Source organism: Nocardioides pinisoli (assembly GCF_024199985.1).
In the GTDB taxonomy this organism is placed as follows: domain Bacteria; phylum Actinomycetota; class Actinomycetes; order Propionibacteriales; family Nocardioidaceae; genus Nocardioides; species Nocardioides pinisoli.
On sequence record NZ_JANARS010000009.1, the window covers coordinates 103169 to 118383 of the forward strand.

General features: G+C 68.8%; 18 protein-coding genes and 1 riboswitch. Of the genes, 2 read left to right on the forward strand and 16 right to left on the reverse strand.

Going from position 1 to position 15215, the window contains the following annotated elements:
- Positions 1-15 precede the first annotated feature (15 nt).
- A riboswitch (glycine riboswitch) is annotated at positions 16-122 on the reverse strand.
- A gap of 469 nt (positions 123-591) precedes the next feature.
- The 4 genes from NCI01_RS18565 to NCI01_RS18580 all read right to left on the reverse strand — a co-directional run bounded on the left by NCI01_RS18565 (position 592) and on the right by NCI01_RS18580 (position 2635).
- Positions 592-885 carry a hypothetical protein gene (locus NCI01_RS18565; protein WP_254182974.1) on the reverse strand — a complete coding sequence of 98 codons (294 nt, stop codon included), beginning with the start codon at positions 883-885 and terminating at the stop codon, positions 592-594.
- Positions 885-1175, reverse strand: a complete 291-nt coding sequence (locus NCI01_RS18570) for a hypothetical protein (protein WP_254182975.1) — start codon at positions 1173-1175, stop codon at positions 885-887. The genes NCI01_RS18565 and NCI01_RS18570 overlap by 1 nt, the downstream gene beginning before the upstream one ends.
- Positions 1176-1209: 34 nt before the next feature.
- Entirely contained in the window at positions 1210-1575 is a 366-nt protein-coding gene (locus NCI01_RS18575) for an Ltp family lipoprotein (protein WP_254182976.1), read from the reverse strand.
- A gap of 616 nt (positions 1576-2191) precedes the next feature.
- The gene (locus tag NCI01_RS18580; RefSeq protein WP_254182977.1) at positions 2192-2635 is read right to left on the reverse strand and encodes an OB-fold protein; all 444 of its coding nucleotides are present in this window, start codon (positions 2633-2635) and stop codon (positions 2192-2194) included.
- 806 nt (positions 2636-3441) lie between these two features.
- On the opposite strand from NCI01_RS18580, the gene NCI01_RS18585 reads away from it, so the two are divergent.
- A complete protein-coding gene (locus tag NCI01_RS18585; RefSeq protein WP_254182978.1) occupies positions 3442-4098 on the forward strand; it encodes a hypothetical protein in 657 nt (218 codons plus the stop codon).
- Positions 4099-4218: 120 nt separating this feature from the next.
- Here the strand turns inward: NCI01_RS18585 and NCI01_RS18590 are convergent, their stop codons facing one another.
- From NCI01_RS18590 to NCI01_RS18645, 12 genes are all read right to left on the reverse strand, one after another.
- Complete coding sequence (locus NCI01_RS18590; RefSeq protein WP_254182979.1) at positions 4219-4818, reverse strand: TIGR02391 family protein; 600 nt, start codon at positions 4816-4818, stop codon at positions 4219-4221.
- A gap of 477 nt (positions 4819-5295) precedes the next feature.
- Positions 5296-5862: a MerR family transcriptional regulator gene (locus NCI01_RS18595; protein ID WP_254183040.1), complete on the reverse strand. Its 567-nt coding sequence runs from the start codon at positions 5860-5862 to the stop codon at positions 5296-5298.
- A gap of 241 nt (positions 5863-6103) precedes the next feature.
- A complete protein-coding gene (locus tag NCI01_RS18600) occupies positions 6104-6571 on the reverse strand; it encodes a bifunctional nuclease family protein (RefSeq protein WP_254182980.1) in 468 nt (155 codons plus the stop codon).
- Positions 6572-6624: 53 nt separating this feature from the next.
- Positions 6625-7365 carry a transcriptional regulator FtsR gene (ftsR, locus tag NCI01_RS18605; protein WP_254182981.1) on the reverse strand — a complete coding sequence of 247 codons (741 nt, stop codon included), beginning with the start codon at positions 7363-7365 and terminating at the stop codon, positions 6625-6627.
- 3 nt (positions 7366-7368) lie between these two features.
- On the reverse strand, positions 7369-7881 hold the full coding sequence (locus NCI01_RS18610; RefSeq protein WP_254182982.1) for a zinc-ribbon and FHA domain-containing protein: 513 nt from the start codon (positions 7879-7881) through the stop codon (positions 7369-7371).
- A 119-nt stretch (positions 7882-8000) separates the two neighbouring features.
- The gene (gene gcvH, locus NCI01_RS18615) at positions 8001-8387 is read right to left on the reverse strand and encodes a glycine cleavage system protein GcvH (protein WP_254182983.1); all 387 of its coding nucleotides are present in this window, start codon (positions 8385-8387) and stop codon (positions 8001-8003) included.
- Positions 8388-8448: 61 nt separating this feature from the next.
- The gene (locus NCI01_RS18620; RefSeq protein ID WP_254182984.1) at positions 8449-9201 is read right to left on the reverse strand and encodes a DUF881 domain-containing protein; all 753 of its coding nucleotides are present in this window, start codon (positions 9199-9201) and stop codon (positions 8449-8451) included.
- Positions 9194-9526 (reverse strand): small basic family protein, encoded by a 333-nt coding sequence (locus tag NCI01_RS18625; protein ID WP_254182985.1) that lies wholly within the window; start codon positions 9524-9526, stop codon positions 9194-9196. Before NCI01_RS18625 ends, NCI01_RS18620 begins: the two co-directional genes overlap by 8 nt.
- Positions 9523-10410 (reverse strand): DUF881 domain-containing protein, encoded by an 888-nt coding sequence (locus tag NCI01_RS18630; RefSeq protein WP_254182986.1) that lies wholly within the window; start codon positions 10408-10410, stop codon positions 9523-9525. The genes NCI01_RS18625 and NCI01_RS18630 overlap by 4 nt, the downstream gene beginning before the upstream one ends.
- The gene (clsA, locus tag NCI01_RS18635) at positions 10403-11002 is read right to left on the reverse strand and encodes a cardiolipin synthase ClsA (RefSeq protein ID WP_372495208.1); all 600 of its coding nucleotides are present in this window, start codon (positions 11000-11002) and stop codon (positions 10403-10405) included. Before clsA ends, NCI01_RS18630 begins: the two co-directional genes overlap by 8 nt.
- Positions 11003-11022: 20 nt before the next feature.
- Complete coding sequence (locus NCI01_RS22850) at positions 11023-12087, reverse strand: hemolysin family protein (protein WP_254182987.1); 1065 nt, start codon at positions 12085-12087, stop codon at positions 11023-11025.
- Positions 12077-13426, reverse strand: coding sequence for a hemolysin family protein (locus NCI01_RS18645; protein WP_254182988.1), 1350 nt, complete (start codon positions 13424-13426; stop codon positions 12077-12079). The genes NCI01_RS22850 and NCI01_RS18645 overlap by 11 nt, the downstream gene beginning before the upstream one ends.
- Before the next feature lie 262 nt (positions 13427-13688).
- Here NCI01_RS18645 and NCI01_RS18650 point away from each other — a divergent pair, with 262 nt between their 5' ends.
- Positions 13689-15212, forward strand: coding sequence for a sulfatase family protein (locus tag NCI01_RS18650; RefSeq protein ID WP_254182989.1), 1524 nt, complete (start codon positions 13689-13691; stop codon positions 15210-15212).
- The last annotated feature ends 3 nt before the right edge of the window (positions 15213-15215 follow it).

Consider the following 15215-nt stretch of genomic DNA (forward strand, 5'->3'; position numbering starts at 1 on the left):
TGACCTCCAGAGTGCCAACCCAGTGCGGTCCGGGTGCCTGAGAGGTTCCGGGGAGGAATTGCCCCTTCGGCGCGCCTTAACCGGTCGTGGTCCGGTCGCGGTGACTCTCCCGCATGGGATGTCGGCGTGAGAAGTCTAGCCCCCGCTCGCTGCACCGCCCTGCCGAAGGTCGGGAAGTGGGACTGCTCGTTCGTCCCGCGTCCCAGCCGACCTGGCTCTCCGTCGCCTCTCAGCAGGCCCTGCAGCGGTCCGATCGAGGGTCCGCGTGACGGTGCATCTCAAGCCCGCCGCACAGCTGGAAGGAGGGTTTCCGCCATGCCCAAACAGCCAATTGTCGTCGCTCCCTACGACCTCACTCAGACTCAGATGGTGCGCATTGCGGTTGCACTCGCCATCTTCAAGGCTGAGTGCGCCGCGCTGGACGAGGGCATGCCACTCGCAAAGTGCAGGCGCAGAAATGGCTCGTCCGGCTCGACGCGGCGGATGAAACTGGTCCCCCCGTCCTCCTGAGCAGGTTGGCCCCGAGTGCCGAGCCAATCGGAGCGCTGCTACTGGAGAGGCGGGGCCCCACCTGACCTCTCCCGGGATGGTCTAGTCGGCCCTGATACCTAGGCGTACGCCGGTCGCGATGATCGCGATGAACAGCAGGATCTGCCCGACGCCGGCCATGAGAGCGCCGACGATGGCGCCACCTTCGTTTCCGGTCTCGCGGGGGCCGAAGTATCCGGGCTCCACGCCCGGCCAGTTGCCGACCATGAGGCCGAGACCGAACACCAGCAGCAGGATGCCGAGGGCGAACAGCGCGGTGATGTCGTTCTTCGGGGTCCGGGATGCGCGGGCCGCGCTAAGCGTGCCCTTCTCGGGAACGGGCGTTGCGGCGCTCATCAGGGCCGCTTCGCCAGTCGGTAGATGGCGTAGCCGACGCCGAGGAGGAAGTCGACGACCATCCAGAGACCGACGACGAGGGCGACTCCGATGCCGGTGCCGACGTCACGGGCGTCGTTGCAGGTCTCCTGCGACAGCGACCCGCAGTCGGTGGCGTCGCCCCCAGCGCTGCCGATGCCGGCGATGATCCAGATGATGAACAGCACCTGCACGGCGAGGAAGAACCACAGGAAAATGCGGCGCTTCTTCTTGGGCTGGGTGTCGGGCGTGACGGTGGCGTCGGTGCTCATGTGGGCTCTCTTTCGGTTGTAGGTGCGGGACGGGTCAGCAGGCGCGGGTCTGGTTGGCGCCGTAGGAGGCGTTGGCGTAGGAGAACTGCTCGAACACGAGCTGGTCGATCAGACCGGAGCAGGAGAAGGGCATCGTGCGCAGGTAGTTCTTCGCCATCCGTGCCGCCTGCTTGCGCCAGTTGACCCGGATGTTACTGACGGCCCAGTTGGCGACGGCGGGGCTGAACCCCTCGTACTCAAGCTGGTCGGCCAGCCCACCCTTGGAGAAGGGCATGGTCTGGAGGTAGCCGTACGCCATGCTGACGGCCTGCGAGCGGGGCGAGGCCGAGGCCGGCGACGCGGTCGTGACAGGGACGACCACGGCGAACAGGGTGGTCAGGGCGATGATGATCTTCTTCATGAGTCTCTCTTCGTTCATGTCATGAGCGCGCCAAAGAAGACCCAAGATCGAGCCCCCGTTTGCATGCCGGTGTGTGCGACTGGCCCCAGTGTCTCTACGGACACCGGGGCATGTCTTTGCTTTCGAGAGATCTAAGCGAAATTCGGCTAACTACATTCGGATTTACGACTCCGCCTCCTTCTCCAGCCTGCACAGCACTGTGAGCATCGCGCCGCAAAGGTCGCCGACCGGAATGCCGAGGTCGCTAAGGAGCTTCCGACAGACGATGTCCTTCGCGACTCCCGGATGCCAACGTCTAAAAGGTGCCGTCGTCCGCCTAGTTCTTGCCCCGTAACGAGCGTGCGCGTCGTAGGTGGTGGTCCCTGTGCGGTCCTAGGTGCCGTCCAGGTTAAGGTCGGCCACGGTCGCCTTGCTCCGCCGGAGCGTCCCACGAGACGGCAAGCGCCCCGCAGGAGGCTGAGGTGGCGGGTGAGCCGATCAGTGATCATCACTTGCTCGCACTGGCATCTGACTCCTGGTGGCCGACCTATAACAACTATTCGACCGAAGCGTCGGGTCCGGTTTCCGCGAGCAGGCCGCGAGTCAGCGACCGGCGGCCCGCTGCGCGTTGATGGACCTACTTGACGACGCAGTTCTCCAATTCGACGCCGAGGTCTCCACCGTCCTCGAAGTCACCGACGACGGTGATCTTCTGGCCCTTCTTCATGCTGGAGACCGTCTTGGCCTTCTGGTCGTCGCAGTTGACCGTGAAGATCTCGTACTGGCCACCGCCGCCGATATTGATGACGTACTGCTCGTCGTCGATGAACTCGGTGTCAATCTTGTCGATGACGCCCGAGACCTGCAACGTCTTGCCCTTGTACTTGCCGTCAGCAGCGGCTTCGTTTTCCTCATACTCCTTCATGATCGCGGCGGCCTGGACCTTGACGTCCGGCTTCGCGGCCTTGCCACTCTTCGACTTCTCGCCGCTGCCGCTGTCGGCGCCCTCGTCCGGAACGGCACAACTGGATGCCGTGAATCCGAGCGCGACAATGGACAGCGCGATGATGCTGCGCTTCATGGTGATCCCCTTGTTTGGCGGTGAGCCGCGACCGTAACAACGCGGCGCTGCCGTGTCCGCGAAACAAGGTAAAGGGGATGAAACTGACGGGTACGTTCGGTCAGCGGTGCGGGGCTTCGGTCTACCGGGCTCTCGGTGTGCCGAGAGCCAGCTCACAGCCCAAACAACCGATCACGACGCGTCGTACGAGCTGCCCCCGCGCAAAGCGTGCGCATTGCTAATGCACGAGCGTTCTTGAAGGCCGAGTGCGTCGCGCTGGATGAGGGCATGTCCCTCGAGAAAGTGCAGTCGCAGCACTGGCTCGCCCTTGTCAAGGGGGATGAGGCTGGCTCGGTCGAACGTAGGTGGTGAAGCTCCTGGGCGACGGCAACCAGGGGATCAGTACCGCCAGCAGCATCTACACGACTGGCCGCCAGGTGCTCGTCGTCCGTTGCGATCGGCCTGATCTCCAAGCCTGTACTGCCTGCAAGTCACGGCATCAACTTCGCCGGCGCGCAGTCAGGCCCCGCATCTTGCGCTCCGCGTTTCACCAAACGGCCCACAAGACCTGCCCAGCCGGGTGAAGATCAGACGCCGTAGATGCGGCCAGCATTCATCCGCTCAGCTCGACAGACACACACCTGCAGTTCAGCATCACCGTTCGGGGGACATCCATGCCAGACCAGTGCGCCCAGGGCCACGAAAACACGCCGGGGTCGGCGTTCTGCAGTACATGCGGAGCCCCGCTCACGCAAGCACAGACAACCGCCAAAGAGGCCGAATCCAGGCCGGCGTTCACCAGCGCGGACGCCCCGACAGTCGCCCCTTTGGGGTACCCCGAGCACGCCGCGCCTACCGCGCCGGCACCAAGCCCCCGCGCCGGTGCCCACGTCGCCGCTGCCACGGATGAGGAGTCCTCAAACCGCAACGTCCTTGTCGGCGCAGGCGTAGGCGCACTGCTCCTCATCCTCGTCGTCGGCGGTGTCCTCTTCTCCGTCCTCGGCGACGACGGCGATGGCTCCACCGCCGCCGCGAAGTCGGGAAAAACGCTGCGTGGCATCGCTGTCCTTTTCGATACGGACGGGTCCGTCGAAGGATCCTGGGACGACTGCGAAGGCACCGACGGGTACGACGACTTCACATCCGGCATGTCCCTGAAGATCACCGGCACCAACGACGAGATCGTCGGATCCGGTGACGTCGTCAACGTCACCGAGAGCAACATCGACGACGTCGCCCAAGCCGAGCTCGACGGTGACAACGCCCTCGGCATGGACGCCACCACCCACGAAGAGGCCACCGCCGAGCTCCGCGACATGCTTGAGACCGGTGAAGGCATGTCCTGCATCCTCTACTTCGAAGCAGCCATTGAACCGTCCGACTACTACTCCGTGGAACTCGGCTCTCGAGGGGCACTCAACTTCTCGAAGGCCGACCTAGAGGAAAGCGGCTACGTCGTCGGTTACAGCCTCGGAGACTTGTGACCCCAACCGGGCGTGTCCTCCGCTCCGCTGGTCAGTCAGATCACTCACAACTAGATCTTTCGACCAGCCATCCGCATCTCGTCTTCCGGCAACTGGCGTTGCCAGTAGTGACACACCTAACTAGCCGTCTGACCTAGCCGCAAGCGCAAGCCGCAATTCGCCGAGAAGCAGGCTTCCGAGTCCGATCACGCCCCACGCCAGCTGCTCGGCGTCTTCTCGGTTCTCGATATTGTGCCGGTGGAGGTTGCCGATCGCCTGTGCCAGCCCCATGCCCAAGAACCTCCATCCTGCCCGCTCGCTCTCCTGGCCGCCCAAGGGATAGTCGCGCAGGACACGTTTGAAGAGGTCGCCTCCTACAAGCTTGGCACCACTCTCGTGGCGCGGGTCGCCTCCGCGCTTCCGGAACCAGTCTTCGACGAATGTCGCGACAGCCGCAGGGATTTTCGACCATGCCTCGATGCGCACGAGTTCCTCGATGTGTTCCCAGAGGTCAGGGTCGCAGATGGGCGGGTGAGGGGACGAGCGCCCGTACGTCACATCGAGCAAGTTGATGGCCGCGTTGACGAGCCCAACGAACTCGTCCGTGACCGAGTCAGTCTGCATCGCCAGCGGGATTGCCGCTGCGAACCGGCTCGGAACCTGAAGCTCGCCGAGCTTCGTGACTAAGTAGTGCTGGGCGCCCAAATAGCTGGCGACAATGCCTGCCGCCTCAAACTTCATTTGGGCGAACGTCGAAGGATTGCCTCCGTCAAACACCTTCCGACGGAGCTCGGCGTAGTCGACTAGATAGTGAAGTCGTTGCACAGCTTGAGCTTGAGTCACGGCACCCCGCACCCATGGTCTAAGCAGGCTGCCCTGGCGCGGTCCATCATGCATCTAAGAATGCCGCGCTAGACCGCGGGAGTTCGACGAGACACGCTGCATGGCGCATCAGCGAGGCGGTGGTCACGAAGGACGAAGCACTTTCCACGCCAATACAGCTGGAATGTTCAATACGGGGGAGGTAGGAGGAATTGCCCCTTCGGCGCACGACGTCCGGTCCGGGGACCGTGCGCCGCGACTCTCCCGCATGGGATGTCGGCGGAACCGAGTCTAGCGGGACCGGGCCGAAATGACCGAGGCCGCCCGGTGCGCGGGCGGCCTCGTCGAGATCCTGGAGAAGATGCGGGTGGAGCCGGTGGAGGGTCGGAGCGAGCGTCAGCCGGTCTGCCGGGCGGCGCGCCGGGCGGCGAGCTCGTCGTTGGCCGACGGCGCCGCCTGCTCCGCGGTGCGCTCGGAGGGCAGCTCGGCGAGCGTTCCCTCGATCTCGCGCCACACCCCGCCGATCGCGATGCCGAAGACGCCCTGTCCGCCCTGGAGCAGGTCGATGACCTCGTCGTTGCTGGTGCACTCGTAGACCGAGGCGCCGTCGCTCATCAGCGTCACGCGGGTCAGGTCGTCGGTGCCCCGCTCGCGCAGGTGGGCGGTCGCGGTGCGGATCTGCTGCAGCGAGATGCCGGCGTCGAGGAGCCGCTTGACGACCTTGAGGATCAGGATGTCGCGGAAGGAGTACAGCCGCTGCGACCCGGAGCCGGCGGCGCCGCGGACGCTCGGCTCGACGAGCCCGGTGCGGGCCCAGTAGTCGAGCTGGCGGTAGGTGATGCCGGCGGCGTTGCACGCCGTAGGACCGCGGTAGCCGGTGTCGCTCGGCAGCGGCGAGACGTCGTCGGCGAAGAGCAGGCCCTGCTCCTCGGCGAGGTCGGCGGCGGCGGCCGCAGCCTTCATGCCGGCGGTGTCGGCGCCGTTCTCGTTCTCGTTGCTAGCCACAGTGACCCTCCAGGTCAGTTCCTCCGCTGAGCGGTAACTCCTGGGGGAAGGGCCCGCCCGGCGCCGGAGGACCGACAACCACAACGGTGGAGTTACAACAGAGACAGTTCAAACTAAGCCCGATGCGTCGGGTTGTCCATCCACGCAGCGGCGTGTCGTAACCCTCAACCTCAACTTGAGGGTGAGGGTCCGGCTGGGGTCAGTGCGACTCGAAGTCGTCGGGCGAGACGTGGTCGAGGAACTCGCGGAACCGCTCGACCTCGTCCTCCTGCTCGGCGGGCACTGCCAGGCCGGCCTCGTCCAGCACGGCCTCGGCACACACGATGCGGGTGCCGGTGCGCAGGGCGAGCGCGATGGAGTCGGACGGACGGGCACCGACCTCGGCGCCGCCGTCGAAGACCAGCTGGGCGAAGAACACCCCGTCCTTCATGTCGATGATGCGCACCTCGTCGAGGTGCTGACCCGTGGCCTCGAGCACGTCGCGCATCAGGTCGTGGGTGAGCGGCCGCGGCGGCGTCACGCCCTGCTGGGCGAAGGCGATGGCCGTGGCCTCGACCGCCCCGATCCAGATCGGGAGGTAGCGCTCCCCCGTGACCTCGCGCAGCAGCACGATCGGCTGGTTGGAGGGCATCTCGACGCGGACACCCACGACGTCCATTTCGCGCATGCGTCCAGACTACTCACGCGTCCTGATCGCCCCGCGAGGGCGGGGCCGCCGGATCAGCCGCGGTCCAGACCGACCTTCACCAAGGTCGCGTGCAGGCGGACCGAGAGCGCCGCGATCTCGGACGTGGCGTCCTCGGCGCGCCCGCGGGCGGCAGCGTCGCGGCCACGGGCGAGGGGAGCGACCACCTGCTGGACCAGGCCGACCTCGCGGTCGGCGGCCGTCTTGAACGCGCGCAGGTGGCGCGGCTCGAACCCGAAGTCGGCCAGCTCGCGCGCGGTCTGTGCCACCACCAGCGCGTCGCTGTCGAAGTGACCGGTGCCGCTGCGAGCGCTCACGAGGCCGTACTGCTCGAGCTCGGTGAGCAGGTCCTCCGAGATGTCGGCCACCTTGATCAGCTCACGGCGCGAGAGGCGCAGGTCGCTGCTGCGGCGGAACGACTCGGGGCTCGGCAGGCCGTCGGCGCTCAGCGCGACCTTGGGCACGGTCGGCACGACCGACTCGATCGCCGGCGGCTCCAGGCCGCGGTCGATCGCGTCGAGGTGGTCGCCGATCACCTTCAGCGGCAGGTAGTGGTCGCGCTGCATGGTCAGGATGTAGCGCAGTCGCGACACGTCGTCCGCTGAGAACTTGCGGTAGCCGGCAGCGGTCCGCTCGGGCTTGACGAGACCCTGGTCCTCGAGGAAGCGGATCTTGGGGATGGTCACCCCGGGGAAGTCGCCTCGCAGCTGGTCGAGCACCTGACCGATGTTGTAGCGGGCGCCGCGACTCGCACCCGAGGCCGTCGAGGCACTCACGGCTCAGCTGGCCGGGTGGGAGGAGAAGAACACCAGGCGGTACTTGCCGATCTGGACCTCGTCACCGTCGTTGAGCTCGACGGAGTCGATCCGGTCACGGTTGACGTAGGTGCCGTTGAGGCTGCCGACGTCGCTCACGGTGTAGCCCGAGCCCGAGCGGCGGAACTCCGCGTGCCGGCGCGAGACGGTGACGTCGTCGAGGAAGATCTCGCTGTCCGGGTGGCGGCCGGCGCCCACGACGTCGACGTCGAGGAGGAACCTGCTGCCGGCGCTCGGTCCGCGCTGCACGACCAGCAGCGCGTGGCCCTCGGGGAGGGCGTCGACCGCCGCCGCGTCGACCGGGCTGAGCTGGCGGTCGGAGGACTCCCGCTGGTCGGGGACCCCGAAGGTGATCGTCGCAGTGGACTCGACCGGGCTCGCGCCCGTGTCCTCCCCAGCGAGCAGCTTGGTGCCGCACTGGGCACAGAAGCGCGCATCGTCAGGGTTCTGCTTGCCACAGGCGGTGCAGAACGGCATTTGGAAGCTCCTCGACGGATCGACGCTGAACCCTCAGGCGAGGGTTGAGGTTGACGGTTTCCCCGAACCTACCAGCCCGGCGGTGCCGCTGCCGGGCGGTCGGACCACACCGGTCGGGCTCAGCCGTCCAGCCCGGCCTGGTAGGCGGCGGCGTCCATGAGCCCGTCGACCTGGGCGGCGTCGGCGACGCCGACCTCGAACAGCCAGCCCGCCTCGTAGGGGTCGCTGTTGACCAGCTCGGGGGTGGAGTCCAGGGCCGGGTTGGTGGCCACCACCTCACCCGTCACCGGGGCGTAGATGTCGCTGACCGACTTGGTGGACTCGAGCTCCCCGCAGGTCTCCCCCGCCGTCACCTGGTCGCCGACCTGCGGCAGGGAGACGTACACGATGTCGCCGAGGGCGTCCTGGGCGAAGTCGGTGATCCCGACACGGACCGAGCCCTCGGTGTCACCGGGGGTGCGGACCCACTCGTGCTCGCTGGTGTACTTGAGGTTCTCCGGATACACGGGGACTCCTAGGTGCGGTGGTCGTGACGTGGGACGTGCGGCTGCGGGGGTGTCCGGCAGGCTACTGGCCGGTGCCGAACTCCGCATACTCAGGTCGGGACGGCTCCCGGACGCTGGTGATCTGGACGGCTTCGAGCTCCTCCACCTCCACCGAGGCGCCGTCGTAGGTCTCCAGGGTCTCGATGGGTCCGGTGGAGAAGGACAGCGCCGTGCTGAGCACGTGCGGGTCGCCGATCACCTCGAGGACGTAGGGCGGCTCCAGCAGCTGGCCGTCGAGCTCGATGCCGCCCACCGCGGAGTCGAACGAGCTGTCCGCCCCGAGCCGGATCGAGTCGTTGAACTCCATCGCCTCGGCGCCGGCCGTCCGCAGCTCCTGCACCGTGTCGAGGAGCGACCCGACGTTGACGCGGCTCGACGACTCGGTGATGGTCACCCGCACGCCCGGGCCCGTGACGGGCACGAGCCCCGCGATGATGTTGAGGGTGCGGACCCGCTGCTCGGCCTCGTCGAGCGCCGCGAACCGTGCCTGGTTCTCGTCGGCGAGCTCGTCGCGCCGGGCCTCGAGCCGGTCGACCTCGCGCCGTGCTCGCTCGGCGGTGCCGGTGAGCCCGTCGAGCACCTCGACCAGCTCTCCCTCGCGGAGACCGGCGTAGGTGTCGTTGGCCGCGGTGTCACGCACCTGGACGACGAAGGCGAAGCCCAGGACGGCCAGCAGCGCCCCGACCACGACCTGGCGTCGCGACGGTCGTACCACCGCGCGGCGCAGCCGCTCGCGACCGGGCTCGGGCTGGGGGCGGGTGCGGTGCTCAGGCATGGAAGACGTGCCTACGGATCGCTGCGACGTTGGAGAAGATGCGGATGCCCAGCACGACGACCACGCCGGTGCTGAGCTGCGAGCCGACGCCCAGCTGGTCGCCGAGGTAGACGATGGCCGCCGCGACCACGACGTTGCTGACGAACGAGACGACGAAGACCTTGTCGTCGAAGATGCCGTCGAGGTAGGCGCGGAGCGCGCCGAAGACCGCGTCGAGGGCGGCTACCACGGCGATCGGCAGGTAGTTCTGCAGGCTGAGCGGGACGTCGGGGGCGAAGGCCAGCCCGGCGATGATGCCCAGGAGCAGGCCGAGTGCGGCGATCACGGCGAGCTCCCTTCTCGTTCAGGCCCGCTGTTGGGGTCGGCATCGAGCTCGATCACATCACGGAGGACGCGTTCGGGCGCAGCCGGCAGGCGGATGTCGTCGACATTCTCCGCGGCGTAGACAAATCCGTAGTTGTTGACGCGGGCGAACCACTGCTGCCCCTGGTAGGTCTCGACGAGCCGGGCCTGCAGGGTGCGCGGGTCGCCGATCGCCGAGACGACGTAGGGGGCGTTGACCGGGCGGCCGTTGACGTGGACGGCACGGTTGGTGTTGCGGATGCCGCCCAGTGCGTTGACCCGCTGGTCGTTGATCGCCACGGCCTCCGCGCCGGCGGCGAAGAGGCCGTCGACCAGCGTGGCGAGGTCCTCGTCGAGCACCTCGCCGTCCACCTCTCCCCCGGGCCGGTCGTCGACGGTGATCCGCACGCCGGGGCCGTGGACGGCGGAGAAGCCGGAGACGAGCTCGGCGCGGCGGACCCGCGTCTCCATGTCGTCGAGCTCCCCCTGGTTCTTCGTGCTGCTGCTCGCGAGGGCGGCGTTGGACCTGTTCAGGTCGGCGATCTGACTCTGGAGCGCGCGGACCTGGTCGCTGCGGTTGTCGATCTGCTCGACCAGCGCGGCCCTGCTCAGCTCCTCGGCCGGGGCCTCCCGGTCGGTCTGCACGGCCACGACGGCCGCCATCAGCCCGAGGACCGCCACCGCCAGCAGGCTGGACCAGTGCGGCCGAGTCGCCTGGGGACCGTCATCGCCCGCAGCGGCGCGCTTCTGGGCGACGTGGGCGTAGTCCTCGTCCATCGACCGCGTGGTGATGAGGGTCAGCAGCGGGGTCGTGACGTGCTCGGGCAACCGGGGCTCCGCCCCCGGACGGGGCTCCGGCTCAGCCATGGTCCGTCGCCGGTGATCTACGACGTGGCGTCTCGCGCAGCAGGGTGCGCACCTGCCAGGCGTAGAGGACCCCCGCCCACCAGTAGAGGCCGATCCCCCACCACGCGAACGCCCACCCGAAGTTGCGGGCGAGGGTGGCGACGATGCCGTCGCCCTCGCCGAGGAGCAGCAGCGGGAAGGCGTAGAGCAGGTTGAAGGTGGCCGCCTTGCCGAGGAAGTGCACCGGCAGGGCGGAGAAGCCCCGCGTGCGCAGGAGCGGCACGAGGCCCCACAGGAAGAGGTCGCGCAGCGGCAGCGCGATGGCCACCCACCACGGGATGATGTCGCGCAGGTAGAGGCCGACCACGACCGCCAGGATGTAGAGCCGGTCGGCCACCGGGTCGAGGATCTCGCCCAGCGTGGAGTACTGGTCGAGCCGTCGCGCCAGCCACCCGTCGAGGAAGTCGGTGAAGCCGGCGACCATCAGCACCACGAGCGCGATGGCGTCGGCCTCCGGGCCGAGCACCAGCCAGAGGAAGAGGGGCACGCCGGCCAGCCGCACCACACTGATGATGTTGGGCACGGTCCAGACGCGAGAGGCTTCCTCGGACACGATCAGACCCTATCCAGCACTCAGTACGCCTCGGCGCCGGACACGTCGTGGTGCGCGGCGTCGCGGATCTCGCCGACGAGCTCCTCGAGCACGTCCTCGAGCGTCACCAGCCCGATGACGCTGCCGTCACGCTCCACCACCCGCGCCATGTGGGCGCCCTTGACCTGGAGGCTCTCCAGCGCGTCGTGGAGCAGGTCGTCGGGGTGGACCGACGCGAAGGGCCGGATCCACTTGTCCTCGATGACGCGCGAGCGCTTGTCGTCGTCTGACTCCAGGGCGTCCTTGATGTGGAGGTAGCCCAGCATCGTGCCGTCGTCGCCGGCGACCGGGAAGCGGCTGAAGCCGGTGGCGGCGCAGACTGCCTCGACGTCGGCGACGGTCGATCCCGGTGCCACCGTGGCGAGGGAGTCGGGCGTCATGACGATCGACGCCACCGATTTCTCGGTGAAGCCGAGAGCCCCCGCGAGCCTGTCGTACTCGTCGGCCTCGATCAGGCCCTCGCCGCGCGACTCCTCGACGAGGGCGGCGACCTCCTCGCGGGTGAAGCTCGAGTGGACCTCGTCCTTGGGCTCGATGCGCAGCAGCCGCAGCACGCCGTTGGCGGCCATGTTCATGCCGGCGATGACGGGTCGCAGCACGGTGACGATCGCCATCATCGGGGGGCTGAGGACCAGCGCGGCCCGGTCGGCACCGGCGAGCGCGATGTTCTTCGGCACCATCTCGCCGAGGACGACGTGCAGGTAGACCACGATCGACATCGCGACCACGAAGGACACCGGGTGCAGCAGGTCGTCGGGCATCCGGGCGGCGTGGAACACCGGCTCGAGCAGGTGGGCGACAGCGGGCTCGCCGATGGCACCCAGTCCGAGCGAGCAGACGGTGATGCCGAGCTGGGCGCCGGCCATGACGAGCGAGATGTTCTCCATCGCCCGCAGCGTGGTGCGGGCGGCTCGGGAACCCTCCTGCGCGCGCGGCTCGATCTGGCTGCGGCGGGCGGCGAGCAGGGCGAACTCCGAGCCGACGAAGAAGGCGTTGAGGGCCAGGAGCACGACGGCGAGGCCCACGCCGAAGAGGTCACTGTTCACGGTCGGCCTCCCCCACCAGCACCAGGTCGAGCCGGTCGATGCGCAGGCCGTCCATCCGCTGCACGGTCAGGGTGACGAGGCGCTCGCGCACCTCGTGGGGGTCGCTGCGGTCGGGAACCGGCAGCTCGACGCGGTCCCCGGGCTCGGGGATCTTGCCGAGCTCGCGCATGACGAGCCCGGCCACCGTGTCGTAGTCCTCGTGGTCAGGCAGCTCGATGTCGGTGACGTCCTCGACCTCGTCGGGTCGCAGGAGCCCCGACAGCGTCCAGCTGCCGTCGCGGCGCTGCCGGATCCGCGCGCCGAGCCGGTCGTGCTCGTCGGAGATGTCGCCGACGATCTCCTCGACGACGTCCTCGAGCGTGACGATGCCGGCGTGCCCGCCGTACTCGTCGAGCACGACGGCCATCTGGAAGCCGTCCTGGCGCAGCAGGGCCAGCAGCGGGTCGAGGCGCAGGCTGTCGGGTACGACGACGGGGCGGACCATGACGTGCTTGATGCGGGTCGTGGCGCGCTCGTGCACCGGCACGGCCACCGCGTGCTTGACGTGCACGGTGCCGACGACGGTGTCCTCGGCGTCGAGGACCGGGAAGCGCGAGTGCCCCGTCTGACGGGCCAGGTCGATCACCGCGGAGACGCGGTCACCGTCCTCGACGGTCGTGGTCCGCACACGGGGGGTCATGATCTCGCCGGCGGTGCGGGTGCCGAACTCGACCGAGCGCTCGACGAGCTCGGCGGTGTCGGCGTCGAGCGTGCCCTGGTCGGCCGACCGCTGGACGAGGGAGGACAGCTCCTGGGAGCTGCGGGCGGAGCGCAGCTCCTCCTGCGGCTCGATCCCGAGACGGCGCACGATCGCATTGGCCGAGCCGTTGAGCGCCCGGATCGGGCCCCGGGTGAGGGCGGTGAAGCCGCGCATGAAGCCCTGGGTGTTGCGCGCGGTCTGGAGCGGCCGGGCGATGGCGATGTTCTTCGGGACCATCTCGCCGAAGATCATCGTGACCACCGTGCCGAGCGCCAGGCCGAGCGCGAGGGAGAGCGGGGTCACGGCGCCGTCGGGCACGCCCGCGGACGCGAGGGGCCCGCTGATGAGGTCGGAGATCGCCGGCTCGGCGAGGAAGCCGATGGCGAGGTTGGTCACGGTGATGCCGACCTGGGCACCGGACAGCTGCGTCGACAGCGAGCGCAGCGCCAGCTGCACGCCGCGGGCGCCCTCGTCACCGGCGGCCGCGGCGCGCTCGACGCTGGGCCGGTCCACGGTGACGAAGGAGAACTCAGCGGCCACGAAGAGGCCGCAGGCGGCCACGAGGGCCACCGACACGAGCAGGAGCAGGAGGGGGGTCACGACGCGCACCCGAAGGTCAGTGCGGTCGTGCGGGGACTTTGACTCTCGTCCATGGTGGCTGCTGCGGGTTCCTTCGTCGGTGCGGTCGGGGCAGGCGCCGCGCCCCGTTGTGTCCGGCCGCGACGAGTCCACAGGGTAGCGGTCGGGTCCATTGTCACCCCAGTCGTCGTGTCGCCTTGGGGAGGAGGGTCCGGGCGCCCTACTCTTGCGCCGACACACGGGTGGACGAGCAGGACCCTCAGGGTCTCGGGCGAGGGGCAGCATGCGAGCGTGGGCACAGTCGATCACGGCTGCCCTCCTGGTCATCCTCGTCGCCACCCTGGCCACGGTCACCGCGACCAGCGGCACCGGTGAGGCCCGGGAGTCCGGTGCGGTGCGGATGGTGCAGGGCACGCAGTCCCCCGGCGCCGACGCCGACGAGCCGACCCGCCCCAACCTCGTGTTCGTCCTCACCGACGACATGCGCGACGACGACCTCGACCACATGCCGATCACCCGCCGCCTGCTGGCTGACCAGGGGGTCGAGTTCACCGATGCCATCTCGCCGCACCCGCTGTGCTGCCCGGCCCGCGCCCAGCTCGCCACCGGCCAGTACGCCCAGAACAACGGCGTCCAGCACAACCGTGGCGTCCACGGAGGCTTCGACGCGCTCGACCCGGCGCAGGAGGCGAGCGTCTGGTTCCGCGACGCCGGCTACCGCACCGCGTTCGCCGGCAAGTTCCTCAACGGCTACCACCCCGGCGACGTGCGCCCGGCCGGGTGGTCGCGCTGGGACGCCCTGACCCGCGGCGTCTACGACTACGTCGACTTCTCGATGACCGGCGACGGCGACCCGCGCCGCTACACCGACAGCTACGTCACCTCGGTGATCGAGGACCACACCAACGAGGCGGTCCGCGACTTCGCGCGCAGCGGCGAGCCGTTCGTCGTCTACGCGTGGCACCTCGCACCGCACTACCGGATCAGCCCCGAGGGCGGGCGCAGCCTCCCGCCCGCGGAGCCGCAGGATGAGAAGCTGTTCCTCGACCAGCGCCCGTCCGCCTTCGACGACCCCGCCTTCGACGAGGAGGACGTGTCGGACCAGCCCGTCTACCTCCGCCGCGGCGCACCGGTGTCCCGCGACGAGGTGGCCGCCGAGAACACGGCCCGCCTGCAGTCGCTGCAGTCCGTCGACCGTGCGGTCGGATCCCTGGTCGAGACCCTCGACGAGGAGGGTGTCCTCGACGACACCTACATCGTCTTCACGTCCGACAACGGCTACTCCCTCGGTGAGCACCGCTACGTCGGCAAGGACGTGCTCACCGACGAGGCCCTGCAGGTGCCGCTCCTCGTGCGGGGCCCCGACGTCGTCCGCGGCGCCACCTCGCCGCTCCCCGTCACGCTGGTCGACCTGCCCGTCACGTTCGCAGCGCTGGCCGGGGTCACCCCGCAGTGGCAGGTCGACGGCACCTCCCTGGCGCCGACCCTGCGCGGCGAGGACCAGCCGTTCCGCGACACGACCCTCATCCAGACCGGACGCACCCTCGGCGACGGCTGGTCGCACCGCGGGGTGCGCACCGAGCGCTACCTCTACGGCACCGACGGCGTCGACACCTTCCTCTACGACCGGCTGCTCGACCCCGACGAGATGGTCAACCTCGCCGACGACCCGGCCTACGCCGACGTGCTCTCCGCGCTCGAGACACGGCGCCGCGAGCTCGTCGACTGCGCGGGGTGGACCTGCAACCAGCAGTTCGGCCCCGTCCCCGAGCCGGCCACGGGCTCGGTCCGCGGGCCGTCCTCGTGACGA

What these genes read in the sequence shown, in the direction of transcription:
- NCI01_RS18565 (WP_254182974.1), bottom strand. Translation starts at nt 885, where the DNA reads ATGAGCGCCGCAACGCCCGTTCCCGAGAAGGGCACGCTTAGCGCGGCC.
- NCI01_RS18570 (WP_254182975.1), bottom strand. Translation starts at nt 1,175, where the DNA reads ATGAGCACCGACGCCACCGTCACGCCCGACACCCAGCCCAAGAAGAAG.
- NCI01_RS18575 (WP_254182976.1), bottom strand. Translation starts at nt 1,575, where the DNA reads ATGAAGAAGATCATCATCGCCCTGACCACCCTGTTCGCCGTGGTCGTC.
- NCI01_RS18580 (WP_254182977.1), bottom strand. Translation starts at nt 2,635, where the DNA reads ATGAAGCGCAGCATCATCGCGCTGTCCATTGTCGCGCTCGGATTCACG.
- NCI01_RS18590 (WP_254182979.1), bottom strand. Translation starts at nt 4,818, where the DNA reads ATGAAGTTTGAGGCGGCAGGCATTGTCGCCAGCTATTTGGGCGCCCAG.
- NCI01_RS18595 (WP_254183040.1), bottom strand. Translation starts at nt 5,862, where the DNA reads ATGAAGGCTGCGGCCGCCGCCGCCGACCTCGCCGAGGAGCAGGGCCTG.
- NCI01_RS18600 (WP_254182980.1), bottom strand. Translation starts at nt 6,571, where the DNA reads ATGCGCGAAATGGACGTCGTGGGTGTCCGCGTCGAGATGCCCTCCAAC.
- NCI01_RS18610 (WP_254182982.1), bottom strand. Translation starts at nt 7,881, where the DNA reads ATGCCGTTCTGCACCGCCTGTGGCAAGCAGAACCCTGACGATGCGCGC.
- NCI01_RS18620 (WP_254182984.1), bottom strand. Translation starts at nt 9,201, where the DNA reads ATGCCTGAGCACCGCACCCGCCCCCAGCCCGAGCCCGGTCGCGAGCGG.
- NCI01_RS18630 (WP_254182986.1), bottom strand. Translation starts at nt 10,410, where the DNA reads ATGGCTGAGCCGGAGCCCCGTCCGGGGGCGGAGCCCCGGTTGCCCGAG.
- NCI01_RS18650 (WP_254182989.1), top strand. Translation starts at nt 13,689, where the DNA reads ATGCGAGCGTGGGCACAGTCGATCACGGCTGCCCTCCTGGTCATCCTC.